Origin of the sequence: Variovorax monticola, assembly GCF_051216855.1 — a bacterium.
Classification (GTDB): Bacteria; Pseudomonadota; Gammaproteobacteria; order Burkholderiales; family Burkholderiaceae_C; genus Variovorax.
This window is the reverse complement of the sequence record NZ_JBPJZP010000002.1, coordinates 275,273-301,089: the sequence shown is the minus strand read 5'-3', so window position 1 is coordinate 301,089 and position 25,817 is coordinate 275,273. Positions and strand designations below refer to the sequence as shown.

Annotated in this window: 27 protein-coding genes; 7 read left to right on the top strand and 20 right to left on the bottom strand. The window is 67.5% G+C overall.

The genetic code is table 11. The features are described from left to right. Positions 1–4 precede the first annotated feature (4 nt). On the bottom strand, positions 5–2,197 hold the full coding sequence (locus ACSFA5_RS06720) for a thiamine pyrophosphate-dependent enzyme (protein ID WP_435443256.1): 2,193 nt from the start codon (positions 2,195–2,197) through the stop codon (positions 5–7). Positions 2,198–2,341: 144 nt separating this feature from the next. On the opposite strand from ACSFA5_RS06720, the gene ACSFA5_RS06715 reads away from it, so the two are divergent. Beyond that, the gene (locus ACSFA5_RS06715; protein ID WP_435443255.1) at positions 2,342–2,815 is read left to right on the top strand and encodes a MarR family winged helix-turn-helix transcriptional regulator; all 474 of its coding nucleotides are present in this window, start codon (positions 2,342–2,344) and stop codon (positions 2,813–2,815) included. A gap of 37 nt (positions 2,816–2,852) precedes the next feature. On the opposite strand, the gene ACSFA5_RS06710 is transcribed toward ACSFA5_RS06715, so the two are convergent. The 6 genes from ACSFA5_RS06710 to orn all read right to left on the bottom strand — a co-directional run bounded on the left by ACSFA5_RS06710 (position 2,853) and on the right by orn (position 9,624). Next, positions 2,853–3,737 carry a quinone oxidoreductase family protein gene (locus ACSFA5_RS06710; RefSeq protein ID WP_435443254.1) on the bottom strand — a complete coding sequence of 295 codons (885 nt, stop codon included), beginning with the start codon at positions 3,735–3,737 and terminating at the stop codon, positions 2,853–2,855. Then, positions 3,734–4,531, bottom strand: coding sequence for an alpha/beta fold hydrolase (locus ACSFA5_RS06705; protein WP_435443253.1), 798 nt, complete (start codon positions 4,529–4,531; stop codon positions 3,734–3,736). The genes ACSFA5_RS06710 and ACSFA5_RS06705 overlap by 4 nt, the downstream gene beginning before the upstream one ends. After that, positions 4,528–5,532 (bottom strand): 3-hydroxybutyryl-CoA dehydrogenase, encoded by a 1,005-nt coding sequence (locus ACSFA5_RS06700; RefSeq protein ID WP_435443252.1) that lies wholly within the window; start codon positions 5,530–5,532, stop codon positions 4,528–4,530. Before ACSFA5_RS06700 ends, ACSFA5_RS06705 begins: the two co-directional genes overlap by 4 nt. Beyond that, the gene (locus ACSFA5_RS06695; RefSeq protein ID WP_435443251.1) at positions 5,522–6,595 is read right to left on the bottom strand and encodes an NAD/NADP octopine/nopaline dehydrogenase family protein; all 1,074 of its coding nucleotides are present in this window, start codon (positions 6,593–6,595) and stop codon (positions 5,522–5,524) included. Before ACSFA5_RS06695 ends, ACSFA5_RS06700 begins: the two co-directional genes overlap by 11 nt. 210 nt (positions 6,596–6,805) lie before the next feature. Beyond that, positions 6,806–8,761, bottom strand: a complete 1,956-nt coding sequence (locus ACSFA5_RS06690; protein WP_435443250.1) for a DEAD/DEAH box helicase — start codon at positions 8,759–8,761, stop codon at positions 6,806–6,808. Between the two features lie 266 nt (positions 8,762–9,027). Then, positions 9,028–9,624, bottom strand: coding sequence for an oligoribonuclease (orn, locus tag ACSFA5_RS06685; protein ID WP_435443249.1), 597 nt, complete (start codon positions 9,622–9,624; stop codon positions 9,028–9,030). 59 nt (positions 9,625–9,683) lie between these two features. Here orn and ACSFA5_RS06680 point away from each other — a divergent pair, with 59 nt between their 5' ends. Genes ACSFA5_RS06680 through rsgA form a run of 3 tightly spaced genes read left to right on the top strand, consistent with a single transcriptional unit; the run spans position 9,684 to position 12,309 of the window. After that, a complete protein-coding gene (locus ACSFA5_RS06680; protein ID WP_435443248.1) occupies positions 9,684–10,946 on the top strand; it encodes a M48 family metallopeptidase in 1,263 nt (420 codons plus the stop codon). Between the two features lie 34 nt (positions 10,947–10,980). Beyond that, positions 10,981–11,337 (top strand): 4a-hydroxytetrahydrobiopterin dehydratase, encoded by a 357-nt coding sequence (locus ACSFA5_RS06675; RefSeq protein ID WP_435443247.1) that lies wholly within the window; start codon positions 10,981–10,983, stop codon positions 11,335–11,337. A gap of 12 nt (positions 11,338–11,349) precedes the next feature. Further along, on the top strand, positions 11,350–12,309 hold the full coding sequence (gene rsgA / locus ACSFA5_RS06670; protein ID WP_435443246.1) for a ribosome small subunit-dependent GTPase A: 960 nt from the start codon (positions 11,350–11,352) through the stop codon (positions 12,307–12,309). A 10-nt stretch (positions 12,310–12,319) separates the two neighbouring features. Here the strand turns inward: rsgA and ACSFA5_RS06665 are convergent, their stop codons facing one another. The 8 genes from ACSFA5_RS06665 to rpsP all read right to left on the bottom strand — a co-directional run bounded on the left by ACSFA5_RS06665 (position 12,320) and on the right by rpsP (position 18,454). After that, complete coding sequence (locus ACSFA5_RS06665; protein ID WP_435443245.1) at positions 12,320–13,345, bottom strand: hypothetical protein; 1,026 nt, start codon at positions 13,343–13,345, stop codon at positions 12,320–12,322. Between the two features lie 13 nt (positions 13,346–13,358). Continuing rightward, on the bottom strand, positions 13,359–14,450 hold the full coding sequence (gene hisC / locus ACSFA5_RS06660; protein ID WP_435443244.1) for a histidinol-phosphate transaminase: 1,092 nt from the start codon (positions 14,448–14,450) through the stop codon (positions 13,359–13,361). A 16-nt stretch (positions 14,451–14,466) separates the two neighbouring features. Continuing rightward, on the bottom strand, positions 14,467–15,468 hold the full coding sequence (locus tag ACSFA5_RS06655) for a CobD/CbiB family protein (protein WP_435443243.1): 1,002 nt from the start codon (positions 15,466–15,468) through the stop codon (positions 14,467–14,469). A gap of 52 nt (positions 15,469–15,520) precedes the next feature. Then, positions 15,521–16,240 carry a CoA pyrophosphatase gene (locus ACSFA5_RS06650; RefSeq protein WP_435444069.1) on the bottom strand — a complete coding sequence of 240 codons (720 nt, stop codon included), beginning with the start codon at positions 16,238–16,240 and terminating at the stop codon, positions 15,521–15,523. 129 nt (positions 16,241–16,369) lie between these two features. After that, positions 16,370–16,747, bottom strand: a complete 378-nt coding sequence (rplS, locus tag ACSFA5_RS06645; protein WP_435443242.1) for a 50S ribosomal protein L19 — start codon at positions 16,745–16,747, stop codon at positions 16,370–16,372. Between the two features lie 110 nt (positions 16,748–16,857). Further along, positions 16,858–17,604, bottom strand: coding sequence for a tRNA (guanosine(37)-N1)-methyltransferase TrmD (trmD, locus tag ACSFA5_RS06640; protein WP_435443241.1), 747 nt, complete (start codon positions 17,602–17,604; stop codon positions 16,858–16,860). Positions 17,605–17,619: 15 nt separating this feature from the next. Then, the gene (gene rimM / locus ACSFA5_RS06635; RefSeq protein ID WP_435443240.1) at positions 17,620–18,174 is read right to left on the bottom strand and encodes a ribosome maturation factor RimM; all 555 of its coding nucleotides are present in this window, start codon (positions 18,172–18,174) and stop codon (positions 17,620–17,622) included. A 16-nt stretch (positions 18,175–18,190) separates the two neighbouring features. Beyond that, positions 18,191–18,454, bottom strand: coding sequence for a 30S ribosomal protein S16 (rpsP, locus tag ACSFA5_RS06630; RefSeq protein WP_093124286.1), 264 nt, complete (start codon positions 18,452–18,454; stop codon positions 18,191–18,193). 180 nt (positions 18,455–18,634) lie between these two features. Here rpsP and ACSFA5_RS06625 point away from each other — a divergent pair, with 180 nt between their 5' ends. Together ACSFA5_RS06625 and ACSFA5_RS06620 are read left to right on the top strand one after the other, a co-directional pair. Beyond that, positions 18,635–19,159 (top strand): GNAT family N-acetyltransferase, encoded by a 525-nt coding sequence (locus ACSFA5_RS06625; RefSeq protein WP_435443239.1) that lies wholly within the window; start codon positions 18,635–18,637, stop codon positions 19,157–19,159. 18 nt (positions 19,160–19,177) lie between these two features. Then, on the top strand, positions 19,178–19,624 hold the full coding sequence (locus tag ACSFA5_RS06620) for a TM2 domain-containing protein (RefSeq protein WP_435443238.1): 447 nt from the start codon (positions 19,178–19,180) through the stop codon (positions 19,622–19,624). A 3-nt stretch (positions 19,625–19,627) separates the two neighbouring features. Here the strand turns inward: ACSFA5_RS06620 and ACSFA5_RS06615 are convergent, their stop codons facing one another. From ACSFA5_RS06615 to hda, 5 genes are all read right to left on the bottom strand, one after another. After that, entirely contained in the window at positions 19,628–20,638 is a 1,011-nt protein-coding gene (locus ACSFA5_RS06615) for an inorganic phosphate transporter (RefSeq protein ID WP_435443237.1), read from the bottom strand. Positions 20,639–20,652: 14 nt separating this feature from the next. Beyond that, positions 20,653–21,297 carry a DUF47 domain-containing protein gene (locus tag ACSFA5_RS06610; protein WP_435435335.1) on the bottom strand — a complete coding sequence of 215 codons (645 nt, stop codon included), beginning with the start codon at positions 21,295–21,297 and terminating at the stop codon, positions 20,653–20,655. Positions 21,298–21,606: 309 nt separating this feature from the next. Further along, entirely contained in the window at positions 21,607–22,296 is a 690-nt protein-coding gene (gene folK / locus ACSFA5_RS06605) for a 2-amino-4-hydroxy-6-hydroxymethyldihydropteridine diphosphokinase (protein WP_435443236.1), read from the bottom strand. Continuing rightward, entirely contained in the window at positions 22,293–23,918 is a 1,626-nt protein-coding gene (gene pcnB, locus ACSFA5_RS06600) for a polynucleotide adenylyltransferase PcnB (protein WP_435443235.1), read from the bottom strand. The genes folK and pcnB overlap by 4 nt, the downstream gene beginning before the upstream one ends. Before the next feature lie 17 nt (positions 23,919–23,935). Next, positions 23,936–24,622 carry a DnaA regulatory inactivator Hda gene (gene hda, locus ACSFA5_RS06595; RefSeq protein WP_435443234.1) on the bottom strand — a complete coding sequence of 229 codons (687 nt, stop codon included), beginning with the start codon at positions 24,620–24,622 and terminating at the stop codon, positions 23,936–23,938. Positions 24,623–24,772: 150 nt separating this feature from the next. Here hda and purM point away from each other — a divergent pair, with 150 nt between their 5' ends. Further along, the gene (gene purM, locus ACSFA5_RS06590) at positions 24,773–25,813 is read left to right on the top strand and encodes a phosphoribosylformylglycinamidine cyclo-ligase (RefSeq protein WP_435443233.1); all 1,041 of its coding nucleotides are present in this window, start codon (positions 24,773–24,775) and stop codon (positions 25,811–25,813) included. Positions 25,814–25,817: the final 4 nt, after the last annotated feature.

Genomic DNA, 25,817 nt, shown 5'->3' with positions numbered 1-25,817 from the left:
CGCTTCAGAAGGCATAGGCGTCGCGGCGGCGCGCTTCGCCGCGCTGCAGCCAGCCGATGACGGCGGCGCGCACACGTTCGCGCAGCACGTCCCAGCGGTTGGGGTTGCTCACGATCTGCGCCTTGTAGAACGAAGGGCACAGCACGGCGGCATGCGACACCTCGCCGCACACGCCGCAGCCCACGCAGCTGTCGAGCACGGTGGCCACCGGGTCGGTGCGCAGCGGATCGGGGTTGGGCTTGATCGACAGCGACGGGCAGCCCGACAGGCGGATGCACGAATGGTCGCCGGTGCAGGTGTCCGAATCGACGCCGAACTTATCGCGCACCATGCGCTTGCCGTCCGCGATGGCCTTGCGCACCAGCGGCTTCTCGCGGCGCTGCTTGTTGAGCATGCACTCCGACTGGGCGATGAGGACCTTGGGGCCCTTGGTCTTGGTGGTGAGCGCATCTTTCAGCGCGTCGCGCATGCCGGCCACGTCGTAGGTGCGGCGCAGCGTCTTCACCCATTCCACGCCCACGCCGCGCACGGCACGCTCGATGACGTGGCCGGTGCTTCGCGTCTTGTTGACGGCATGCGACGACAGGATGTCCTGCCCGCCGGTGGCCGAGGTGTAGTTGTTGTCGACGACGATGGTGAGGTTGTCGCTCTTGTTGAAGACCGCGTTCGCCACGCCGCTCGTCAGGCCGTTGTGCCAGAAGCCGCCGTCGCCCATCATCGAGATCGCGCGCTTGCCGGCGGGTGCATTCAATGCGGAAGCGCCTGCACCGCCCAGGCCGTAGCCCATGGTGGTGTTGCCGATGTTGAAGGGCGGCAGGATGGAGAACAGGTGGCAGCCGATGTCGGCGCTCACGTGGTGCGCACCGAGTTCGCGCTCGACCAGTTTCATCGCGCTGAAGATCGGGCGCTCGGGGCAACCGGTGCAAAAACCGGGCGGGCGGGCATGCACGACCTCGCCGAGCGCGGTGGACGGCACGGCCGGCTCGGGCGCGGCATCGACACCGATGGCGGCCACTTCCTTGAGTGCAATGACCTTGCGCACCGGCTGCGGCACGGGCAGCGGCGCCAGGCGGTCGTAGCGCTCGCAGAAGGTGCGCGCGCCTTTCAGCAACTCGGACGATGTGTACTCGCCGGCTACGGGCAGCATGTCCTTGCCGTGCAACGCGGTGGTCGAACCGGCCTGGCGCAGGATGGTCGCGAGGTTCTGCTCGACGAAGTTGGGCTGACCCTCCTCCACGATCATCACCGCGCGCTTGCCTTCGCAGAAGCGGATGACTTCGCTCTCGATGACGGGGTACGCCACGTTCATCACGTAGAGCGGCACCTGCGTGTTGCCGTACACGTCGGCCAGGCCCAGGCGTTCCAGCGCGCGCAGCAGCGTGTTGTAGCTGCCGCCCTGCACGATGATGCCGATGTCGTCGGCGTCCTCGGAGAAGAACTCGTTGAGCTGGCGCTCCTCGATGAAGCGCACGGCCGCGGGCCAGCGGTCCTTGATCTTCTCCTGCTCGTGCACGAAGCTGGCAGGCGGCAGCACGATGCGGCTCACGTCGCGTTGCGGGTTCTCCAGCGCTTCTTTCAGCGTGAACTTGGCGCGCTTGTTGTCGCCGGCGATGAAGTGGCCGTGCACATGGCACGCGCGGATGCGCAACTGGAGCATCACGGGCGTGTTGCTGGCTTCCGAAAGATCGAAGCCCTGCTTCACCGCATCGACGATGCTCGGCAGGTTGGGGCGCGGGTCGAGCAGCCAGATCTGCGACTTCATGGCGAACGCATGGCTGCGCTCCTGCATGATGGACGAGCCCTCGCCGTAGTCCTCGCCCACGATGATGAGCGCGCCGCCGGTCACGCCGCCCGAGGCGAGGTTGGCCAATGCGTCCGATGCGACATTGGTGCCCACGGTGGCCTTGAAGGTGACCGCGCCGCGCAGCGGGTAGTTGACGGAGGCGGCGAGCGTGGCGGCGGCGGTGGCTTCGCTGGCGCTGTTCTCGAAGCGGATGCCCTGCTCCGCGAGGATGTCCTGCGCATCGGCCAGCACGTCCATCAGGTGCGAGATGGGCGCGCCCTGGTAGCCGGCCACATAGGACACTCCCGACTCCAGCAGGGCCTTGGTCACCGCCAGAATGCCTTCGCCACGGAAGACATCGCCTCCGGAAAGCCGCAGTTTCTTGACTTCTTCGACGAACGAACGCTCAGCCATGTGGGTCCTTGTTGTCTATCGTGGGAGGATGCGCTTCAGCTGCCACATCATGCTTTCTATAATGTTGACAAATGAATGTATCCACAATCATGAATTACCCTAGACATGCAAACAGCGTGCCCGCCTCATGCACCGGGTGCGTTCATGGCTGAGCCGACGGAACCGCACCGCTTCGTCGACGACTACCTGCCCGCGCTGCTGGCGCAGGCCAGCCAGCTGATTTCGTCGGAGTTCCACGAGGTGGCGCGGCAGCAGGGCTTCTCCATCTCGGAGTGGCGCGTGATGGCCTCGCTCGCGGGCAGCGACGCGGTCAGCATCGGCCAGCTTGCGCAGGTGACGGTGACCAAGCAGCCCACGGTGACGCGGCTGCTGGACCGCATGGAAGCACGCGGACAGGTCGAGCGCCTGCCCCATGAAAGTGATCGCCGCATCACGCTGGTGCGCATCACGCGCAAGGGCTTGAAGGCGGTGGAGCACCTGATGGAACTCGCACGCGAGCATGAGCGGCGCGTGCTCGAACCCTTCGGCCTGCGGCGCGCCGAAGAGCTCAAGCAGACCCTGCGGCAGATGATCGACCTGCACGTGCATGTGCCGGTGGGGGAGCCGGAGGAAGACTGACCCTGCGGCCTTGTTGCCCGCTCGCTGGTTCGCTAGATCAAGGGCGGGGCACGAGGACTGCGCGGCCGCGGTGGCCTCGCTGCGCGATCCAGTCGAGCGCGCGGGCCGCATCGGCGAGCGCGAAGGGTTGCACCGCCAGGTGCAGTCGCCCGTCGGCCAGCCTTGCCAGCAACTCGGGCGCGGCGGCGCGGCCCGCTGCTTCACGCCGGAACATGTTGAGCGGCAGCAGCGCCACATCGCGTTGCAGGAAGTGTGCAATGTCCAGCTGCAGCGTCGGGCCGGCGGTGTAGCCGACCAGCACGGCGCGCCCGCCGGCACGCACGGCGGGCAGCACCTTCGCGAGCACATCGCCGCCCACGGTGTCGACGAGCAAGTCGGCGCTGGCAGCGGCAGGCGGCTCGGCGCTCGGATCGACCGCCGTCACCGTGCAGCCGGCGTCGCGCGCGAGCTGCATCGCGAGCGAGCCGACGGCGCCGCTCGCACCGGTCACCAGCACCTGCTCGCCGGGCTGCAGCTTCGCGACCTCGTGCAGCGCCACCCACGCCGATGTGCAGGGAGAAAAGAACGCGGCGCCCAAGGCCATCGGCACGTCGTCGGGCAGCATGCCGAGCGCTTCGTCGGGCGCGTCGATCAGCTCGCTCCAGGTGCCGTCGAACAGCGTGCCCAGTCCGCTGCCGCGCAGCCACACGCGCTGGCCGGCGTCGTATCGCCCGCTCGCGATGACGACGCCCGCTGCCTCCACGCCCGGCGTGTAGGGCAGCGGCGGATGGCGCAGGAAGCTGCCGCGCCACACGGTGCGGTCGATGTGCCCGACCGTCGCGGCCTCCATGCGCACCAGGGTGCGGCCCGGTCGCGCCACGGGGTCGGCAACGTCTTCGAGCACGGGCACGGCGTCGAAGCCGTGGATGCGCACGGCCTTCATGGCAGCGCCTCCAGAAAGTCGAGCACGGTGCGCGCGAAGACCTCGGGCAGCTGGTCGGGCAGCGGCACCATGCCGCCCTCGATGTCGACGATGCGCGCGTGCGGCAGATGATGCTGCAGCTCTTGCGCATGCGGCGCGGCGAACGGGTCTTCGGTGGCGCGCACGATGCGCGTGGGCTGCGTGACATGGCCGATGCGGTCTTCCATGCGGTAGGACGCAACGGCACGGTGCCCCTCCTCCACGCGCTCGACCTTCAACGCGTCGCGCACGAAGGCTTCGAGCAGGTCGGGCCGGCCCGGCGGATAGAAGCCCTGGCGCTTTTGCCACAGCGCGGCGAGGTGCGAGCCGTCTTCGCTGGGCGCGACTTCGTCGATGGGCGGGCGTTGTGCCCGCGCGCGGCGAAAGGCTTCGTCGGTGTACGGCGTCGAAGACAGCACGAGGCTGCGCACGCGATCGGGGAAAGCCGCCGCAAGCTCGATGGCCACGACACCGCCCGTGTGATGGCCCACGACGTCGGCCTGCGCGATGTTCAGCGCGTCGAGCAGCTCGCAGGCCGCGCGCGCCCATTGCGCGATGCTCGCGGGCACGCCGCCATCCGCGGAGTCGCCGAAGCCGGCGGTGTCCATCGCAATGGCGCGGCGCCGCGCGCCGATCAGCGGCAGCACGGCGCGGTACTCGGCCCAGCTGCGCGGCGACTGGTGCAGCAGCAGCACGGCGGGCGCCTGCGGATCGCCGCAGGCCGCGTAGTGCACCTGCCCCACCGACAGGTCGGCGAAGGCGCGGCGGATGCTCATGGCAGCGTCTCGCCGGCGGGTGCGCGCCACAGGCCCGCATGCCGCAGTTCACCGAGCGTGCGCGAGAGCACGTCGCGCCGGTAGGCTGCAATGTCGCGGCCGGCGTAGTCGTAGAAGCCGCTGCCGCTCTTCAGGCCGAGCCGCCCTTCCTCGACCATGCGAGCGACGATGGCCGGCGCGGTGTAGCGGACCTTGTCGAGCGACGCCGACATCTCGCGGCTGGCGTGGTGCAGGATGTCGCAGCCGCCGAAGTCGATGAACTCGACCACGCCGAGCGCGGCGAAGCGAAGGCCCAGGCCGTAGCGCGTGGCCTTGTCGATTTCCTCGGCAGTGGCGGCGCCCTCCTCGATCATTCGCGCAGCTTCGTTCATCACCAGCGCCTGCAGGCGCGGCACGATGTAGCCGGGCGACGCGCCGCAGACCACGGGCAGCTTGCCGATGGCCTCCATCAGCGCCTTGGTGCGCGCCAGCACGGCAGGGTCGGTGCCGGGGTGGCAGCTCAGCTCGACCACGGGAATCACATAGGCCGGGTTGAGCCAATGCATGTTGAGAAAGCGCTCTGGCAGCCGCACGAACGCGGCCAGCTGCGTCACGAGGATGCTGCTGGTGGTGGACGTGAGGATCGCGTTGTCGCGGCAGTGGCGGTTGATGTGCGCGAAGGCCTCGCGCTTGGCGTCGATGGTTTCGGGCACGCCTTCGAACACGAGATCGGCCGCGGCGAGCGCCTGCGGTGCAGCGGCTGCGTCGACGAAATCCACGCGCGCCGCGATGCGTTCGATCTGCGAGGCATCGATCACGCCGAGCTGCGCCAGGCCGGACAGGCTGGCCTCGATTTCCGCCTTCGCCTCGTCGCGCAGGCGTTGCCATGCCTCGCTGCTGCGCTGGCGCAGGTCGATCAGCGAGATGCGGTGGCCCGCATACGCGAACGCGATGGCGATGCCGCGCCCCATGCGGCCCGCGCCGACCGCGGCGAAACGGGGCAGCGCGGCGTCATTCGCCATCGTGCAGCCTCTGGCGCAACTGGGCCGCGCTCAGGTCGGCGAGGCCCAGGCTCTCGAAGGTGCGCGGCCCCTGTCGCAGGTCGCGGCCCAGGAAGCCGCCGACGATGGCCAGCAGGCCGTGCGCGATGGGCGCGTCGACGCCCGCATGGCGTGCCGCCGACGCGAGAAACGCCAGGCCCAGCTCGGTGTCTTCGGTGATGTAGCGGTGCGTGTGCAGGTCGATGTTCTCGCGCCAGTCGCCCGACTTCACGAGCTGCTTGTGGGCGTCGCCGTACATCCAGCGGTCGTTGTCGTAGTGGTCGGCCAGCGGATAGTGCGGCGCGCCTTGGCCGAAGGCTTCCCGCACGGCGATGCGCTCCTGGTCGAGGCGGTCGGTCACGTCGCGCACGGCGCGCTGCGTGCCCTCGTTGTGAATGTCCCAGCGCTCGAAGTGCTGCAGCGGCGCGGCGTTCATCACCATCAGCGGCGGGTGGATGACGGGGCCGGCGTTCATGAGCGCGCCCGACAGCGCGTCGCCGCAGCCGTGCACGGCCGGGTAGGCACGGCGAATCACCTCGATGGCCTGCGCCTCCTTGCGCGCCGGATAGACGCCCGTGGGCAGCCGGATCGCGCGGATGGTGACGTTCACCTCGCGCTCGCCGTGCTTGCGCGCCAGGTAGGGCAAGGTGCCGGTCTCGGCCCAGGCGACGTCGGCGCGGCTGCCGGCCTGCTCGACGGTCTTGGCCATCACGTAGCTGCCAAAGGTGCCCGGGGGCAGGAACACGACCTGGCCGTCGACCAGGTGCGGCGCCATGGCGAGCGCGATGTCGTGCTGCGCGATGGCGGGCGTGGGAATGACGATGAGCTCGGCGCCGTTGAGCGCCGCGCCGATGTCGGCGGTGGCCAGCGCAATGGGCACCTCGCGCGTGCCGCCAGCGTCTTTCAGCGTGATGGCGCCGGCTTGTACGAGCGGTGCGAGCGCCGCGGCATCGCGGCGCCACAGGCGCACCTCGTGGCCGGTTTCAGACAGGTCGGCGGCAGCCGCATAGGCGCCATGACCACCCCCAAGAATCGCAATTTTCATGTCGAAAGTCGAAAAGCAGGTGTCGATGAACCGGTGGCCGCAGGACGGACCCGGGGAAGCAATGCGCTATTACATTACTTTTCATCGATTCAGGTGTCAATCAAATTCGACGACACCGGCCTGCTCGGAAACCCGAAATGAAAAAAGCCCGCGTTCGTGAGAAGCGCGGGCTTTCAGGGGCGAAGCGGCTGTGGGGCCGCTCGCGGGGGATCAGCGCGTGGGCTTGAAGGTGCGCTTTTGACCTTCACGGGGCACGAACACCTTGCCCGGGCCGCCATGGCCTGCGCCATTGCCGCGGGGCGCGAAGCCCTCACGCGGTGCAAATCCTTCGCGGGGTGCAAAGCCTTCACGCGGTGCGAAACCTTCGCGGGGAGCGAAGTCGCCGCGGCCGCCATGGTTGCTGCCGCCGCGCGGGGCGCTGTCGCCCCAGCCCGGCTTGCGACCGAAGCCGCCGCCGTTGTTGCCGCCCTCGTCACGGCCGCCGCCGAAACCGGCGTTATGACCGCCACCGCCCTGGCCGCCGAAGCCGCCGCCACGGGGTGCCGGAGGACGCGAACCACGGTCGTTGAAGCCGCTGGCGCCTGCATAGTTGCCGCCGCCGTTGCCGCCGCCGAAGCCGCCGCCATTGCCACGCGGAGCGCCGCCGAACTTGCGGTCGCGCGACTGGGTGTCGCCACGGCCACCGCGGTACTCGCCCATCGGCGGACGCGATTGCGGCATGCGCTGTTGCGGCTCCAGGCCGGCAACCACTTCAGCCTTGAACTGCTGGCGGCTGTATTGCTCGATGTCCATGATCTTGCGGCGATCGCGGAACTCGGCAAAAGTGATCGCCAGGCCGTCGCGGCCTGCACGGCCGGTGCGGCCGATGCGGTGGGTGTAGTCCTCGGCCTTCATCGGCAGGCCGAAGTTGAAGACGTGGGTGATGGTCGGCACGTCGATGCCGCGGGCGGCAACGTCGGTGGCCACCAGGATCTGCACCTGACCTTGGCGCAGCGCCATCAGGCGGCGGTTGCGCAGGCCCTGGCTCAGGGCGCCGTGCAGTGCCACGGCGCTGAAGCCGTCTTGCTGCAGGTCGGCGGCGAGGCCGTCGCACTCGACCTGCGTGCTCGCGAACACGATGGCCTGGTTGATGGTGGTGTCACGCAGCCAATGGTCGAGCAGCTTGCGCTTGTGCTGGCTGTTGTCGGCCCAGTACAGCGACTGCTTGATGTTGGCGTGCTTTTCCTGCGGGCTGTCGATGGTGATGCGTTGCGGCTCGCGCATGACGCGCTGGGCCAGCTGCTGGATGCGCGGCGCGAAGGTGGCGCTGAACATCATGGTCTGCTGGCGCTCGATGGTGAGCTGGTTGACTTCGGCCAGGTCGTCGGAGAAGCCGAGGTCGAGCATGCGGTCGGCTTCGTCGACCACCAGGAACTTGACCTGGTCGAGCTTGAGCTGCGACGAGCGTTGCAGGTCGAGCAGACGGCCGGGCGTGGCAACCACGAGGTCGGCGTTCTGCAGCTTGGCGATCTGCAACTGGTAAGGCATGCCGCCCACCACGTTGGCGATGCGCAGGCCGCGGCAATGCTTGACCAGCTCGATGGCGTCGTGCGCGACTTGCTGCGCGAGCTCGCGCGTCGGGCACAGGATCAGGGCGCCGGGGGTGGCGGCCTTGAAATGACGGGTGTTGGTCGGGTCCTTGCGCTTGGGCTTCTTCGGCACGGCTTCGCCGCGGGCGGCGGCTTCGGCAGCCTGGCGCTGGAACTCGGCCTTGGCTTCGGCTTCTGCTTCGGCCTGGCGCTTGAGCAGCGTGTGCAGCACGGGCAGCAGGAAGGCGGCGGTCTTGCCCGAACCGGTCTGGCTGGAGACCATCAGGTCGACGAAACGGGCCTTGCCGTCCTGGCCGGTTTCACCGCCCATGGCGAGAGGGATCACCTTGTCTTGCACGGTGGTCGGCTGGGTGAAGCCCAGGTCGGCCACGGCGGCGATCAGTTCAGGGGCGAGGCCCAGGCGGACGAAGCCGTTGGGCAGAGCGGGTTCTTCCACTGCGGCCACTTCGGGAGCGGCTGCGTCGAGCGCCTCGAGAATGGGCGCCTCGGACACGGTGTCCACAGGAGCGGTGAATTCGTTATGAATGGAGGATTGCACAGGCGCGAATTCGCCCTGCGCTTCAAAAGCGTCGGTCATGAATATCAATCTCAAACGCGAGCGCTGCCGTAGGCGGCGCCCCGTTGGTGGTTAAAAACATCAACCATCCAACGACATTCAACTTCGGGCTGACGCCTGAGGCTGTGGCCCTTTTTGATCAGCGAATGCGATCGGGCGCGGTGTGCAAGATAGGGAGATGCAAGAGACGCTGGCCGGGCTTGAAATACCTGCCCGATCAGCGAAGCCTGCGATTATGGCACGGACTCGGGTTTTTACCTAATCCTTTGTCCGCCGACTTGGTTAAGTCAGTCGGTCAGTTTCAGGAACGTCTCGCGGTAGTGCGCCAGTTCCTCGATGGACTCGTGCACGTCGGCCAGCGCGGTGTGCGCCTGCTGCTTCTTGAAGCTGCTGTAGGCACTGGGTTTCCAGCGCTTGGCCAGCTCCTTCAAGGTACTGACGTCGAGATTGCGGTAGTGAAAGTACGCCTCCAGCTTGGGCATGTACTTGACCAGAAAGCGCCGGTCCTGCCCGATGGTGTTGCCGCACATGGGCGAGCCGCTGCGCGGGATGTACTTGGCGATGAACTCCAGCAACTGCTGCTCGGCGGCGGCTTCGTCCAGCGTGGAGGCCTTCACCTTGTCGATCAGGCCGCTGCGACCGTGGGTGCCCTTGTTCCAGGCGTCCATGGCGTCGAGCACGGCGTCGCTCTGGTGAATGACGAGCACGGGGCCGTCGATGCGCGGCGTGAGGTCGGGGCCGGTCACGACGACGGCAATTTCGAGCAGGAACTCTTTTTCGGGGTCGAGGCCGCTCATTTCGCAGTCCAGCCAGACCAGGTTCAGGTCGCTCTTCTTCAGGGTGGGCACGGCGGCCGGGGGTGTCGGGGCTATGGATTCGGGCATCGCAGGATTGTCGTCGAAGGCCTGCGGCCCCAGATACCGAGGACTAAACTCGCCGCTCCATGTCCTATTCGCTCATCTTCACCATTGCCTTTGCGGTTGCGCTGGTTGCGGGGCTCCTCGTGAAGTTCTGGCTGGCCTCGCGTCAGGTGCGCCACGTGGCGCAGCACCGCGGCACGGTGCCGCCCGCCTTCGCGCAGACCATCACCCTCGCCGCCCACCAGAAGGCCGCCGACTACACCATCGCCAAGGCGCGCTTCGGCCTGATCGAGATGGCCTGGAGCGCGGCGCTGCTGCTGGCCTGGACGCTGCTCGGCGGGCTCGATGTGCTCAACAAGCTGCTGCTGTTGTGGATCGGCGGCGGCATGGTGCAGCAGTTGGTGCTGCTGGGTGCCTTTGCATTGATCGGCGGGCTGCTGGAGCTGTCCTTCACGCTGTGGCAGACCTTCCGGCTCGAGGAGCGCTTCGGCTTCAACAAGATGACCTGGAAGCTCTGGCTGGCCGACACGCTCAAGTCGACACTGCTGGGCGCCGTGATCGGCCTGCCCATTGCCGCGCTGATCCTCTGGCTCATGGGTGCGGCGGGACCGCTGTGGTGGCTCTGGGCCTGGGGTGCGTGGATGGGCTTCAACCTGCTGCTGATGCTGATCTACCCGACCTTCATCGCACCGCTGTTCAACAAGTTCAAGCCGCTGGACGACCCCACGCTGAAGGCGCGCGTCACGGCGCTCATGAAGCGCTGCGGCTTCGCGGCCAAGGGCCTGTTCGTGATGGACGGCAGCACGCGCAGCGCGCACGCCAATGCCTACTTCACCGGCTTCGGCGCCAGCAAGCGCGTGGTGTTCTACGACACGCTGCTGCGGCAACTGAACGCCGGCGAGGTCGAAGCCGTGCTCGCCCACGAGCTGGGCCACTTCAAGCACCGCCACATCGTCAAGCGGCTCGTTGCCATGTTCGCGCTGAGCCTGGCGGGCTTCGCGTTGCTGGGCTGGGTGTCGACGCAGGTGTGGTTCTATGCCGGGCTGGGCGTGCAACCCAACCTGGCCGCGCCCAACAGCGCGCTGGCGCTGCTGCTGTTCATGCTGGCGGTGCCGGTGTTCGGCTTCTTCATCGCGCCGCTGCCCGCCCGCCTGTCGCGCAAGCACGAGTTCGAAGCCGATGCCTATGCCGTGGCACAGACCAGCGGTGCCGACCTGTCGGCTGCCCTGCTCAAGCTCTACCAGGACAACGCCTCGACGCTCACGCCCGACCCGTTGTTCGTGAGCTTCTACTACTCCCATCCGCCCGCTTCCGAGCGCCTTGCGCGCATGACGGCACCGGCGTGATGCATTCACTTTCCATTTCTTCGCGAAGCCCCTCATGAGCAGCATGTTCAATCCCAAAGACTGGAAGAACCTTCCCGCACGCAAGGCGCTGAGCGCCACCGAAATCGTGGCCGCCCTCGCGCGCCTCGACGGCTGGAAGCTCACCGGCGACGGCGCCGATGTCGCCATCGAAAAGACGTTCACTTTCGCCAACTACTTCGAGACCATCGCCTTCGTGAATGCGCTGGCTTTCGTGGCGCACACGCAGGATCACCACCCCGACCTGTCGGTGCACTACAACCGCTGCGTGATGCGCTTCAACACACACGACGTGGGCGGACTCTCGGTCACCGACTTCGACTGCGCGCGCCAGGCCGACGCGCTGGTCGCGAGCCCTGGTCCTGCCGCATGAGGGGCCGCGCCCTTGGCTAAGCCGAGCCGCACCGCCGCCTCCGCAGCATCCGCTGCCGGCAAGACGCTGAACGACGGTCTCGTTGTCGCCAGCCACGGGCGTCACTGCCTGGTCGAAACACCCGCGGGCGAGCGCCTGATCTGCCACCCGCGCGGCAAGAAAAGCCAGGCCGTGGTCGGCGACCGCGTCCTCTGGCAGGCCAGCGAGGACGAAGGCACCATCGAACAGGTGCTGCCGCGGCGCAACCTGTTCTACCGGCAGGACGAGATCCGCACCAAGTCGTTCGCGGCCAACCTCGACCATGTGCTGATCCTGATCGCCGCCGAGCCGGAGTTCTCCGAGCATCAGTTGGCACGCGCACTGATCGCGGCGCAGGCCGAACGCATCACGCCCATCATCGCGCTCAACAAGAGCGACCTGGTCGAGCCCTTTGCGCGCGCCTGGGCCAAGCTGGCGCCCTACCGGCGCATGCACCACGGCGTGCTGCCGCTGTCGCTGAAGGCTTCGGGCGAGGCCGACTACGCCTCGCTGATGAAGCTGCTCGCAGGCAAGTGCACGCTGGTGCTGGGCCCTTCGGGCTCGGGCAAGAGCACGCTGACCAACCTGCTGGTGCCGGGCGCCACCGTGCTGACGCAGGAAATCTCGCAAGCGCTGAATTCGGGCAAGCACACGACCACGAGCACCACCTGGTACTGGATCGACGAAGCCCGTACCACCGGACTGATCGATTCGCCGGGCTTCCAGGAATTCGGCCTGAACCACATCGAACCGATGCAGCTCGCCGGCCTGATGCCCGACATCGCCGAACACATGGGCGACTGCAAGTTCTACAACTGCACCCACCTGCACGAGCCGGGCTGCGGCGTGATCGCCAACGTGGGGGCGGCCAACGAGACGGGCAACGGCATCAGCCCGAGCCGCTACAAGATCTACGGCGAGCTGTTCGCCGAGCTGAGCCAGAAGCGCTACTGAAGCGCCGGCTTCAGCCGAGCCAGACGCGGTAGGACTTCCAGGTCGGGTCGAAGGCCAGGTCCAGCGTCACCGGAAGGTCCATGTCCTCCTGCAACGACTGCGCATGCGCGATCGCCGCAGCGGCATCGGCCACCTGGAAGTTGACGGTACGCACGCCCTCCTCCAGCACCACGTGCGTGCAGCAGCCCGCCTCGTGCGTCTGCAGCAGCGCGGTCAGCCGGTCTTCGTAGACACGGGCCGCTTCCAGTTCTTCGCCCGACTCCACCGGAATCGCGGCCGACAGGCGGTGGCCCAGGTCGGCGCGGCCCAGCAATGCGCCGGCCGTGTCGTTGCGCATCACGACCATTTCGATCTCGCTGCCGTCCTCGGCTTCGCGCGTGGCGGTCAGGCCCGCCCAGGCGTGCTCGCCCGTGGGGAACACACCGGTGTGGCCGAGTTCGTCGCGCCAGCAGGCGTCGAACACCGGCACGAAGTTGTCGAGCGACACGCCGTCGAAATCCGCGCTGTCGCCAGCGTCGACATAGTCGACCGGGCCGACCTTCACCGCCGTGTCGTACTCGCCCAGGATGTGGTCGAGCATGATGAGGCTCATGTGGCGCGCGTGGTCCCGCATGTCCATGGGAATGGGCTTGGCGAAGCCGATCTCGAGCGCCACGAGGCCGTCGTACGGCTCGTGCTTCACCAGGATGTCGGCGCTCGCCAGCTCGAAGTCGCTCATGCGAATGCCGAAGCCCTGGCCCGTGCGCTGACGGAAAGCCTCCACCTCGACCTGCGGCAGTGCCGGACTGCTCTGCGCCAGCGCCATCACATCGTCGAAGTCGTCCATCGAGCCGTGGGCCGTCAGCACGAGCTTGAATGCGGGCGGCTCGCCGGCCACCTCGGCGGCCAGTCGCGGAAACAAGGGCTGCAGCAGGGCATTCAGTGCCGGTACCAGTTCGTGGCCGGGCAGAGTGCGAAGGCTGTCGAGCTGGGCGCTCACCGCTTGCCAGAAGCTTGCGCAGGCCGCCGAGCGCGGGTCGGAGTCATGGGTCGGCATGGCCGGGGTTCCTTCAAAGATGGGGGCCGAGGATGTCCTGCAGCCGCTGCACCAGCGTGCTGCATTGCTCGCGGGTGCCGATGCTGATGCGCAGGTACTGCGCGATGCGCGCCTGCTTGAAATGCCGCACCAGCACGGCGCGCTCGCGCAGCAATGCAGCGAGTTCGGCGGCGTCGCGCCGCGGATGGCGCGCAAAGACGAAATTGGCCTGCGAAGGCAGCACGTCGAAGCCAAGGTCCTCGAGCTGAAGGCACAGGCCTTCACGGGTGTCGACGATCTTGTCGCGCGTGCCGCGGAACCAATCCTCGTCGTCGAGCGCGGCCACCGCGCCGGCGGAGGCCAGCCGGTCGATCGGGTAGGAGTTGAAGCTGTCCTTCACGCGCACCAGGGCGTCGATCAGGTGCGCCTGCCCGCAGGCGAAACCGACCCGCAAGCCCGCCAGCGAATGCGCCTTGGAGAGGGTCTGGACCACCAGCAGGTTCGGATATCTGTCGATCAGCGGCAGCGCGGTTTCGCCGCCGAAGTCGATGTACGCCTCGTCCACCAGCACCACGCGCTCGGGGCAGGCCTGCAGCAATTGCTCGATGCGCGACAACGGCTGGCCGATGCCCGTGGGCGCGTTGGGATTCGCGATGACGACGCCCGCGCAGCGCTCGCGGGCCCGCGCCGCAAGGGCGTCGATGTCGATGCGCAGGCCGTCGTCCACCGGTTGCAGCGCGCAGTCGATGCCGTACAGCTGCGCATAGACCTTGTAGAAGCTGTAGCTCACATCGGGCATCAGCAGCGGCGCTGCCTGCTGGAAGAACGCGAAGAACGCGTGCGCGAGCACCTCGTCGGAACCGTTGCCCGCGAACACCTGGTCGGCCCGCAGGCCGTACCGCCGCGCGACGGCTTCGCGCAAGGCGAGCGAGGTCGGGTCCGGGTAGCGCTCCAGCCCGTGCTCCGCCGCGCGACGGATCGCCTCGACGGCCACCGGCGACGGCGGGTAAGGGTTCTCGTTGGTGTTGAGCTTGACGAGGTTCTCGATGCGCGGCTGCTCGCCGGGCACGTAGGGCTCGAGCGCGCCGATGCGCGGGCTCCAGAAAGCCGGCGTTGCGGATGTCATGAAATTCTCCTGCGGCTCAGCCCAGCAGGCGAGCCAAGGTCAGCAAGGCCAGCAGCACCATCCACATGACGACCGAGCGCCAGACAAGGCCCACGACGCTGCGCAGGTGGCCGGGCTCGGGCTCGCGCCCCGGGGTGCTGCCGCTGTCGATACGGCGGCCGTCGGCCATCGATTCGCCGGCCTGCGCGCGCGACAGCGGATCGGTGACGGGAATGGGACTCAGCGACCCACCGCCCAGGCGCACGTTGACCGCGCCCGATGTCGCGGCAAGGATCACGCCGTCGTTTTCGTTGGGAAAGCGCTGGGCGTCGTTTCGCCAGCAGTCGATGGCCTCCTCGAAGCTGCCGACCACCGCGAAGCCCAGCGCCGTGATGCGCGCGGGAAGCCAATCGACCGCATGCCAGGCGCGCCCGGCGGCCTCCTGCACCGCCATGCTCGACGGCTGCACCACGGCGCCGTTCTTGTGCGTCCAGTAGCGCGAGACGAATTCGCTCATGCGGTAGAACACGGCGCCCGCCGGCCCGAGGCCGATGGCCGCAATGATCGAGAACCACGCCAGCACGCCGAACACATGGCGGTGCGCGGCGATCACCGAATGCTCGATGACGTGGCGCACGATCTCGCTGCGCGGCAGGTCAGCCGCATCGACACCCTGCCAGTGCGCGAGCAGCGAGCGCGCGAGCGGCTCGTCGCCCTCGTCGAGCGCGTCGCGGATGTCGGTGAAGTGATGGCTGAACTGCCTGAAGCCCAGCGTGACGTAAAGCACCGCGATGCTCCAGAGCACCGCGAACGGCAGGCCGAGCGTGAGCACCAGCAGCCAGTGCACACCCAGAGACAAGAGTGTGGGCACGAAGACCGCGAGCCCCCAGGCGATCCATCCGTGATGCGGCTTGCCCGCGTCGAAATTGCGGCTGGTCCAGCGCGTCCACGCCAGGACCCCGCCGTACACGGGGTTGTGCGGGCCCAGCGGCCGCACCTGCTCGATCAGCAGCGCGCACAGGATGGCAAAGAAGCTCATCCTTCGATGATAGCGAGAGCGCCTGAAGATTCGGGCCCTCCGCGCAAGAGACTCAGGCGGCGAGGAAGCGGTAGAGATTGCGCAGCATGCCCGCGGTCGCGCCCCAGACGAAGCGCTCGTCGGGCCCGTCCTGGTAGGGCATCGAATACCACTCGCGCTTGCGGCCGTCCACCGCGCTCACCGAATGGCGGCGGTGGTTGGCCGGCTCCATCAACCAGGCCAGCGGCACCTCGAAGGCATGGGCCACTTCGTAGGGGTTGATGGTGAGCTCGAAGTCGGGCTGCACCAGCGCGACGACCGGCGTCACGATGAACGAGGTCACCGTGGTGTAGGTCGGAAGACTGCCGAGCACTTCGATGAACTGCGCCGACAGGCCGACCTCTTCCCATGCCTCGCGCAAGGCGGCGGCCGAAATGTTGGCGTCTTCCGGGTCGACCCGGCCGCCCGGAAAAGCCACCTGGCCCGAGTGATTGGACAGGTGCGTGGTTCGCTCGGTGAGCAGCACGGTCGCGCCGCCGGGGCGCTGCACGATCGGTACCAGCACGGCGGCCTGCGCGGGCGGTCGGTCGATCATGCGCGGCTCACGCCTGAGCTCGGGCTCCCACGCGGGCGGCGCGTCGAAGCGCGCGCGCAAAGCCTGCGCCGTCAACTGGTTGGCCGCCACTGCAGGCAGGCCGTCGCTGCCGTCCACGAACGGCGCCTCGCGCGGATCGAACTGCAGCAGCGTGGGTGGCACCACGGCATTGATGGGTTCGAGGGGAGCGGGTTGCATGGCGGCGGTGGAGGAGAAAGAAGTCAAGGGGCGTCGAGTAGAGCGTAAAAAAGCCAGGCTGTCTTTTTGTGCGGAGCACCAATGCAAAAAGCCGCCAGAGCGGCGGCTTTTCTTGCACGACAGGACTGCTTATTTGGCAGCGGCCGTCGACTTGCTCGGCAGCTTTTCCTTGATGCGTGCCGAACGGCCGCTGCGCTCGCGCAGGTAGTACAGCTTGGCGCGGCGCACATCGCCGCGGCGCTTGACTTCGATGCCGGCGATCAGCGGGCTGTAGGTCTGGAACGTACGCTCCACGCCTTCGCCGCTGGAGATCTTGCGCACGGTGAAGCCGCTGTTCAGGCCACGGTTGCGCTTGGCGATCACGACGCCTTCGTAGGCCTGCACGCGCTTGCGGGTGCCTTCAACGACGCTCACGCTGACGATGACCGTGTCGCCAGGCATGAAATTGGGGATGGTTTTGCCGAGGCGGGAAATTTCTTCCTGCTCGAGGGTCTGGATGAGGTTCATGATTTCCTGATAGTCGATCGTGCCGGGCTACACAAAGGGCGCCTGGGTTTTCATCGGATGAACCGGCGAAAAACCCGGCGCGGCCGGGCAGAGGATCGGGGAACCCAGGATTATAGCTTTTTTTTCAGCGCAGCCTCATCGGCCTTGGCAAGGCGCCCCGCCGCACGGGCTGCGTCTATCAGTTCAGGACGCCGAGCGGCCGTGATCGCCAGGCGCTGGTCGCGCCGCCAGCGCTCGATCTGCACATGGTGGCCCGACAGCAACGGCGCCGGCACACCCAGTTCGTTCCATTGCTCGGGCCGTGTGTAGTGCGGGCAGTCGAGCAGCCCGTCGAGGGCGGGATTGAAGCTGTCCTGCACGTGGCTGGCTTCGTCGCCCAGCACCCCCGGCTGCAAGCGCGCGACCGCATCGAGCAGCGCAATGGCCGCGATCTCTCCGCCGGAGAGAACGAAATCGCCGAGGCTGATCTGGTGCGTGACGCGCGTGTCGATGAATCGCTGGTCGATGCCCTCATAGCGGCCGCAGACCAGCACCGCGCCCTCACTGGCAGACCAGTGCTCGACCGTCGCGTGCCGCAGCGCCTCGCCGATAGGGGAAAACAGCACGACCGGCGCGCCGGTGCCGCGGGCCGCGAGCGCTGCATCGAGGCAGGCCGACAGCGGCTGCGCCATCATCACCATGCCAGGGCCGCCGCCGAACGGGCGGTCGTCCACGCGCCGGTAGTTGCCTTGGGCGAAATCGCGCGGATTCCACAGCACGACCTCGACCTGCTTCGACTCGTAGGCGCGGCGCGTCACGCCGCCGGCCATGAAAGGCGCGAACAGTTCGGGAAACAGCGTGAGGACGTCGAAGCGCATGCGCGCAGTCGCCGGTCAGTATTCGGGTTGCCAGTCGACCGTGATCAGGCGGCCGGACAGGTCGACCTTGTCGACGAAGACCGAAACGAAAGGCACCATGCGCTCGATAGCCTTGCCGTCTTCTTCGGCAGCGAGCACCAGCGTGGTCTGCGGACCGGTGGCGAGCAACTCGCGCACCTCGCCGAGCACGACGCCTTCGCGGTTGACCACCGACAGGCCGATCAGGTCGACCCAGTAGTACTCGTCGTCGCCGGCCGTTGGAAAGCTGGAGCGCGACACGAACACGCGCGCGCCGCGCAGCGCTTCGGCCGCGTTACGGTCTGGCACATCGTCGGACGTGGCGACGATGCAGCTGGAATGTTCTTTGGCTTCGCGGATCGCGAGCCGGAAAGCGGCGCTTGCCGAGGCCCCGGGGGCCTGCAGAAACCATCGCTTGGAAGAAAAAAGCGCCTCGGGTTGGGCGCTGTGGGGCAGGACCTTGAACCAGCCCTTGATGCCCCATGCATCGGCGATGCGCCCTACTTCAATCGCGTCCGCCGGCAATTCGGCGGTTTCGAGTGCGGGCAACATCGCCGTGCGGGACGGGTTAGGCCGCCGCCTTGGGTGCTGCCGAAGCAGCTTGCTTGATGATGCGCAGAACGGTGGGCGAAGCTTGTGCGCCGACGCTCTTCCAGTAGGCCAGGCGGTCCTGGGCGATACGGATGCTTTCTTCGTTTTCCTTGGCGGTCGGGTTGTAGAAACCCAGACGCTCGATGAAACGGCCATCGCGGCGAACGCGCTTGTCCGACACGACGATGTTGAAGAACGGACGGCCTTTGGAGCCGCCGCGGGAAAGTCGAATGACGACCATGATTTATCCTTGGGTGGTCAGCAGGCCTTATGGATGAAGAAGAGGCCCGCTCACAATGTTCTTCCAGCGTCGAGACACGCGACATGGCCACCCGGCCAGCGACACGCTGAAAAGCCTGCGATTATAGCCCGACACGCGTTTTCTCCGAATTCCGGCTTCGCGCCACCTGTTTTCATCCGCATGCCCCTCACCATCCGCCCCAGCCGCGACGAAGACGTTGCGGCCGTCACGGCCATCTATGCCCACCACGTGCTGAACGGCACCGGCACCTTCGAAACAGAGCCTCCCTCCCCGGCTGAAATGGCCATCCGGCGCGCCGACGTGCTGGGCAAGAATCTGCCGTACCTGGTCGCCGAAGAAAACGGCGAAGTGTTGGGTTTTGCCTACTGCAACTGGTTCAAGCCGCGCCCGGCCTACCGTTTTTCGGCCGAAGACTCGATCTACATGTCGGAGTCGGCGCGCGGCAAGGGCCTGGGCGCGAAGCTGCTGGCGGCGCTGTCGCAAGCGGCCGAAGCAGTGGGGGTGCGCAAGCTGATCGCGGTGATCGGCGACTCGGCCAACGCCGGCTCCGTCGGGGTGCACCGCGGCCAGGGCTTCACCCACGTCGGCGTGCTGAAGGACTGCGGCTGGAAGTTCGGCGAATGGCGCGACGTGGTGCTGATGGAGAAGGTGCTCGGCGAAGGCAGCACCACCCAACCCGAATGACCTTTGAATGACACCCGAATGAAAAACAAGACCACCGCCGCATGGCTCACGTTCCTGGGCGGCCCGCTGGGCCTGCACCGCTTCTACCTGCGGGGCATCGGCGACTGGCTCGGTTGGCTGCTGCCCATTCCGACGGCACTGGGCGTGTACGGCATCGAGCGCGTGCGCATGTACGGCGTGGACGACGGCCTGAGCTGGGCGCTGATTCCGTTGCTGGGATTCACCATCGCGGGCTGCGCGCTGGCGGCCATCGTCTACGGCCTGATGACGCCCGAAAAGTGGAACGCGCGCTTCAACGCAAGCGCTGCGCCGGACGCCAAGCCGGGCCAGACCAACTGGTTCACCATCGGCGCGGTGGTGATGTCGCTGTTCTTCGGCAGCACGATCCTGATGGCCAGCATCGTGTTCAGCTTCCAGCGCTACTTCGAGCATCAGATCGAAGAAGGCCGGAAGATTTCACAATAGCGATCAGAACAGCTGGATGCTGATCCAGTAGGCGATCGCGGCCACGAAGGCCGAGGCGGGAATCGTGAAGATCCACGCCCACACGATGTTCCCCGCCACGCCCCAGCGCACCGCGCTCGCGCGCTGCGTGGAGCCCACGCCGACGATGGCGCCCGTAATGGTGTGGGTGGTCGACACCGGAATGCCCAGCGCGGTGGCCAGGAACAGCGTCAGCGCCCCGCCCGTCTCGGCGCAGAAGCCGCCCACGGGCTTCAACTTGGTGATCTTCTGGCCCATCGTCTTCACGATGCGCCAGCCGCCGAACATGGTGCCCAGCGCAATGGCCGTGTAGCAGCTCACGATGGTCCACAGTGGCGGCGTGGCGTCGCTGGCCGAGGCATAGCCGGTGGCGATCAGCAGCATCCAGATGATGCCGATGGTCTTTTGCGCGTCGTTGCCGCCGTGGCCGAGGCTGTAGGCCCCGGCAGACACCAATTGCAGCCGCCTGAACCACCGGTCCACCCGCGACGGCGTGGCACGCCGAAAGCCCCAGGCCACCGCGATCATCATCATCGAGCCCAGCGTGAAGCCGAGCAGCGGCGACACGAAGATGAAGGCCACCGTCTTCCAGATGCCCGAGGCCACCAGCCCGCCGGTGCCGGTCTTGGCGATCACCGCACCCACGATGCCGCCGATCAGCGCGTGCGACGAACTGCTCGGAATGCCGTAGTACCAGGTGACGAGGTTCCAGCTGATGGCGCCGATGAGCGCGCCGAACACCACGTGCACATCGACCACGCCCGGCTGGGCAATGCCCTTGCCCACCGTGGCCGCCACGCTCAAATGAAAGACGAAGATCGCGATCAGGTTGAAGAAGGCCGCGAACACCACGGCCTGCCCCGGCTTGAGCACGCCGGTGGAGACCACCGTCGCGATCGAATTGGCCGCGTCGTGGAACCCGTTCATGAAGTCGAACAGGATCGCGAGCACGACCAGCACTATCACCACCCAGAGGGCGACCTGAACCGTTGCCATCGGTTGCTACCGGCTCAGGAGTTCTCGAGGACGATGCCCTCGATCACGTTGGCCACGTCTTCGCACTTGTCGGTGATCGTTTCCAGCAGCTCGTAGATCGCCTTGAGCTTGATCACCTCGCGCACATCGGGCTCCTCGCGGAACAGCTTGCTCATGGCGCTGCGCATCACGCGGTCGGCGTCCGATTCGAGGCGGTCGATTTCCTCGCAGGTCTTGAGCACCGCTTCGGCCACCGCCGGATCGGCGATCTTGCCGAGGAACTTGACGGCGTCCTTCAGGCGGTCGCAGCACTTCACGCTCAGGGCCGTGAGGCGCACGATCTCGTCGGTCATGTGGCGCACGTCGTACAGCGCCATGGTCTCGGCCGAGTCCTGGATCAGGTCGGCCACGTCGTCCATCGTGTTGATGAGCTTGTGGATCTGCTCGCGGTCGATGGGCGTGATGAAAGTCTTGTGGATCAGCCGGTTGACGTCGTGCGTCACACGGTCGGCCGCGCGCTCGGCGTTGTCGACATCGCGGTTGTACTGCTCGCGCAGGTGCACGTCGTTGTAGTTGGCGACGAGTTGCTCGAAAGCCCTCGCCGCCTCCACGATGCGGTCGGCGTGCTGGTTGAACATCTCGAAGAAATTGCCCTCGCGGGGCAGCAGCTTGCCGAACATGGAAACTCCTGGGGTGCGCCACAACCACAACGGTGTGACGCCTTCATGAAAAACCGCCGAAGTTTAACGGGCATGGCGCCCCGGCCCGCACGGACCGGCTTTTGGAGCGCTGCGCGCGCGGTGAACAGGTCGCGCAGCAGGCCACCCGCCGCGCCGGTCATGGTGCCGACCAGGATCACGATGACGGCCGGCAGGCGCCGTTCCTCGGCCACCCGCGCACCGTGATGGCGAAAGGCCCGAGCCCCGGCGCGTCGGACACGGCGAGCGCGTGCGGCTACGGCTACGGCTGCGGCTGCGGCTACGGCTGCGTCAGACGATGCGCTTGACCACCTGGCCCGTGACGCGTGCAAGTGCCGCGCGCGGTACCTTGTCGGGGGCGATTTCAGCCAGCGGCTTCAGCACGAAGGCGCGCTCGCGCATGCGGGGGTGCGGCAGGGTGAGCGTGGGCGTGTCCATCACCGAATTGCCGTGCATCAGCAGGTCGAGGTCGAGCGTGCGCGGTGCATTGGGGAACGGCCGTTCGCGGCCGGCCTGCGTTTCCAGGCGCTGCAACGCCACGAGGAACTGCTCGGCATCCAGGCCGGTGCGCACGGCCACCACGGCGTTGACGAAATCGGGGCCTTCGGCCTCCACCGGTTCGCTGCGGTAGAGCGACGAACGGGCCGTCACCTGGGTGCGCTGCAGCGCGCCGATCGCGGCCATGGCCGCCTTCACGGCCGCCTCGGCATCGCCCAGGTTGGCGCCGATGGCGACAAAGGCCTGCACGGTCGGGTAGTCCTCGCGCGGACCGCGCGGACCGCGCGGGCGGCTCGTGGGGGCGCGGGCAGGTGAGCGGCGCGCGGGCGGGCCGCTTCGGGCGCTGGCCGCGGGGGGCTTGCCTGCGGCGCGCGACGGTGCGGGCTTGCCTGCATTGGCGGGCTTCGCGGGCTTGCTCACCTTCGCAATGGCCTTGGCCGAGGGGCTTTTCTTGCCGCCGTCAGGACGGTCGGGCGCGCTCATTCGCCAGCGGCGTTGCCGCCGCCCTCGCCACCGCCGTCACCTGCAGGCCGCGGCTTGCGGCGGCGCCGGCGCTTGCGCGGTGCGGCAGCCTCGCCATCGGGCGGCACGGCGCCGCCTTCGCCTTCGCCCTCTTCCTCCAGGTCCGCATCAGCGCCGTGTGCCTCGCCCGGCCGCGCGACCGGTTCGTTGCGCGGCTTGGGCGGCGGGTTGTCGCGCACCCGCACGCGCTGGCGCACCTTCTGGTCTTCGCGCACCTGCTCCAGCAGGTCCTGGCGGCGCACGTCGTCGGCGGTGCTGAATTCCTGCCACCACTCGGCAATGGCCTCGCTCACCTCGCCCACGTCGGCACGCAGGCGCATGAAGTCGAAGGCCGCGCGAAAGCGCGCCTGCTCGACCAGGCTGTGGGGCGTGGAGCCGGTGCGCTTGTCGAAGCGCGGCTGCATCATCCAGATCTCGCGCATGTCGGCGGCCAGCTTGCCGCGGCCCGACACGTCGCCGATGCGCGAATTGAACACGTCGTCGATGGCGTCCTGCAGCGCCGGGAACGGCGGCTGCGCTCGCTGGCCGTGGCGGCCTTCCTGGCGCTGGGCCCAGCCGTCGCGCACGTCGGCCCACAGCACGCAGGCCAGCAGGAAGCTGGGCGCCACGGGCTTGCCTTCGCCCACGCGGCGGTCGGTGTCCTGCAGGGCAGCCTTCACGAAGGGCTGGTCGGCACGCTCGACCACCACGTCGAGCAGCGGATAGATGCCGCGCGCCAGCCCGAGCTTGTTGAGCTGCTCGATGGTCGCGATGGCATGGCCGGTCTGCAACAGCTTGAGCATTTCGTCGAACAGGCGACTCTGCGGCACGTCGGCCAGCAGCTTGCTCGATTCGATCAGCGGCGCCGCCGTCTTGGCTTCCATCTTGAAGCCCAGCGCGGCGAGCTTGGCCGAGAAGCGGATGGCGCGAATGATGCGCACCGGGTCTTCGCGGTAGCGCGTGGCCGGGTCGCCGATCATGCGCAGCGTGAGCTTCTGCGCGTCCTTGATGCCGTTGTGATAGTCGACCACCACCTGGTTGGCCGGGTCGTAGTACATGGCGTTCACGGTGAAGTCGCGGCGCGCCGCGTCTTCGTCCTGCGGTCCCCAGACGTTGTCGCGCAGCACGCGGCCGCTGGCGTCCACGGCGTGCTTCATGCTTGCGAGTTCGCCCTTGCTGGTGCGCTCGTTGCCCGCCACCTGCTCGGCGGCCGTGTTGTCCATGTAGGCGCGGAAGGTCGAGACCTCGATCACCTCATGCTCGCGCCCGCGGCCGTACACCACGTGCACGATGCGAAAGCGCCGTCCGATGATGAAGGCACGGCGGAACAGCGACTTGACCTGCTCGGGCGTGGCGTTGGTGGCCACGTCGAAGTCCTTGGGGCGCAGCCCCAGCAGCAGGTCGCGCACCGCCCCGCCCACCACATAGGCCTCGTACCCCGCCTGCTGCAACGTGGTGACCACGTTCTTCGCGCGTTCGTCGACCAGGGCCGGATCGATCCCGTGAACCTCCGCAGGCACCTCCTGGCGCTTGCCGAAGCGGCTCTTGCCCTGTGTGCCGCCGGCGGATTTGCCGAGCAGCTTGTCGATGAATTTCTTGATCATTGTTTGGTTGGAAGCTCTTATTCGTTCTCAAGCATGGAGCGGATCAGCGGAATGGTGATCGCGCGTTGGGTCTGCAGGGCATAGCCGTCGAGCTGCGTGAGCAGCTCCATCAGGTTGCCCAGGTCGCGGCTGAAGCGGTGCAGCATGTAGTCGAGCACGTCGTCGGACAGCATCACGCCGCGCGCATCGGCGGCCTGGCGCAGCACCGCGCGGCGTTCGCTTTCGCTGAGCACCTGCAGGTGGAACACATGGCCCCACCCCAGGCGGGTGCGCAAGTCTTCACGCAGCGCCAGGTCGGCCGGCGGCAAGGCGCCTGCGGCCACCACGCCGCGCTGCAGGGTCTGGGCGTTGACGAACCAGTTGAAGGCCGCGTGCTGTTGCACCGCGGTGTAGAGGTGCACGTCGTCGAGCAGCACGGCACCCCAGCGCTCGTCGAACTCGGGCGGCTCCAGCAGGCCGGCGTGCAGCCAGCCCACGCTGGCGCCCTGCTCCCTCAGTGCGACACGCACCGATTCGAGCAGATGGGTCTTGCCACTGCCGCTTTCGCCCCACAGGTAGGTCGGCACCGGCGAGTGCAGCGCGGGGCTGCCGGCGCCGCCCACCCACACTTGCAGGTGGCGCAGCGCCGCCTCGTTGGGGCCGGCAAAAAAGGCGTCGAAGCTGGGGCCCGTCGCAATGCCGATATCGAGCGCGAGCTGTTTCATCCCGGGAAGGTTCATGGAGGGGGCCGCGAGGGCCCTTAAAATCGTGAGGAATTCTATCGGTCCGGCCAACATGGTTACCGGCGCCCCCTTTAGTTCCTCCTCTTCGCACACTTTCGCGTCCTTTCGCGTTCTTTCCGACCCCGACTCACCATGACCTCCCCTACGCCCACCCCGCTCAGCTACAAGGATGCCGGTGTCGACATCGACGCAGGCGACGCCCTGATCGACCGCATCAAGCCGCTGGCGAAGAAGACCCTGCGCGAAGGGGTGCTGGCCGGCATCGGCGGCTTCGGCGCCCTGTTCGAGGTGCCCAAGCGCTACAAGGAGCCGGTGCTGGTGAGCGGCACCGACGGCGTGGGCACCAAGCTCAAGCTGGCCTTCGAATGGAACATGCACGACACCGTCGGCATCGACCTGGTGGCCATGAGTGTCAACGACGTGCTGGTGCAGGGTGCCGAGCCCCTGTTCTTCCTGGACTATTTCGCCTGCGGCAAGCTGGACATCGACACGGCGGCCGCCGTGATCGGCGGCATCGCCCGCGGCTGCGAGCTCTCGGGCTGCGCCCTGATCGGCGGCGAAACCGCCGAAATGCCCGGCATGTACCCTGCCGGTGAATACGACCTGGCGGGCTTCGCAGTCGGCGCGGTCGAAAAATCGAAGATTCTCACGGGCCAGAACGTCAAGCCCGGCGACGTGGTGCTGGGCCTGGCCTCGGCCGGCGTGCATTCCAACGGCTTCAGCCTGGTGCGCAAGGTGATCGAACGCGCCGGCGCCGACCTGCCCGCCACGCTCGACGGCAAGCCCTTCCGCGAAGCCGTGATGGCGCCCACCCGCCTGTATGTGAAGCCCGTGCTCGAGGCGCTGGCCAGGCATCCGATCAAGGCACTGGCCCACATCACCGGCGGCGGCCTGCTCGAGAACATTCCCCGCGTGCTGCCCGAGGGCACTGCCGCCCACCTGACCAAGGGCAGCTGGCCGCAGACCGAACTGTTCGCCTGGCTGCAGAAGGTGGCCGGCATCGACGACATCGAGATGAACCGCACCTTCAACAACGGCATCGGCATGGTGGTGGTGCTCGACGCGGCCGAAGCCGCCGCCTGCGCCGCCACGCTGCGCGCGGCCGGCGAATCGGTGTATGAAATCGGCGTGATCGCCGCGCGCGGCGAAGGCGCCGCGGTGATCGTCGGCTGAGCGC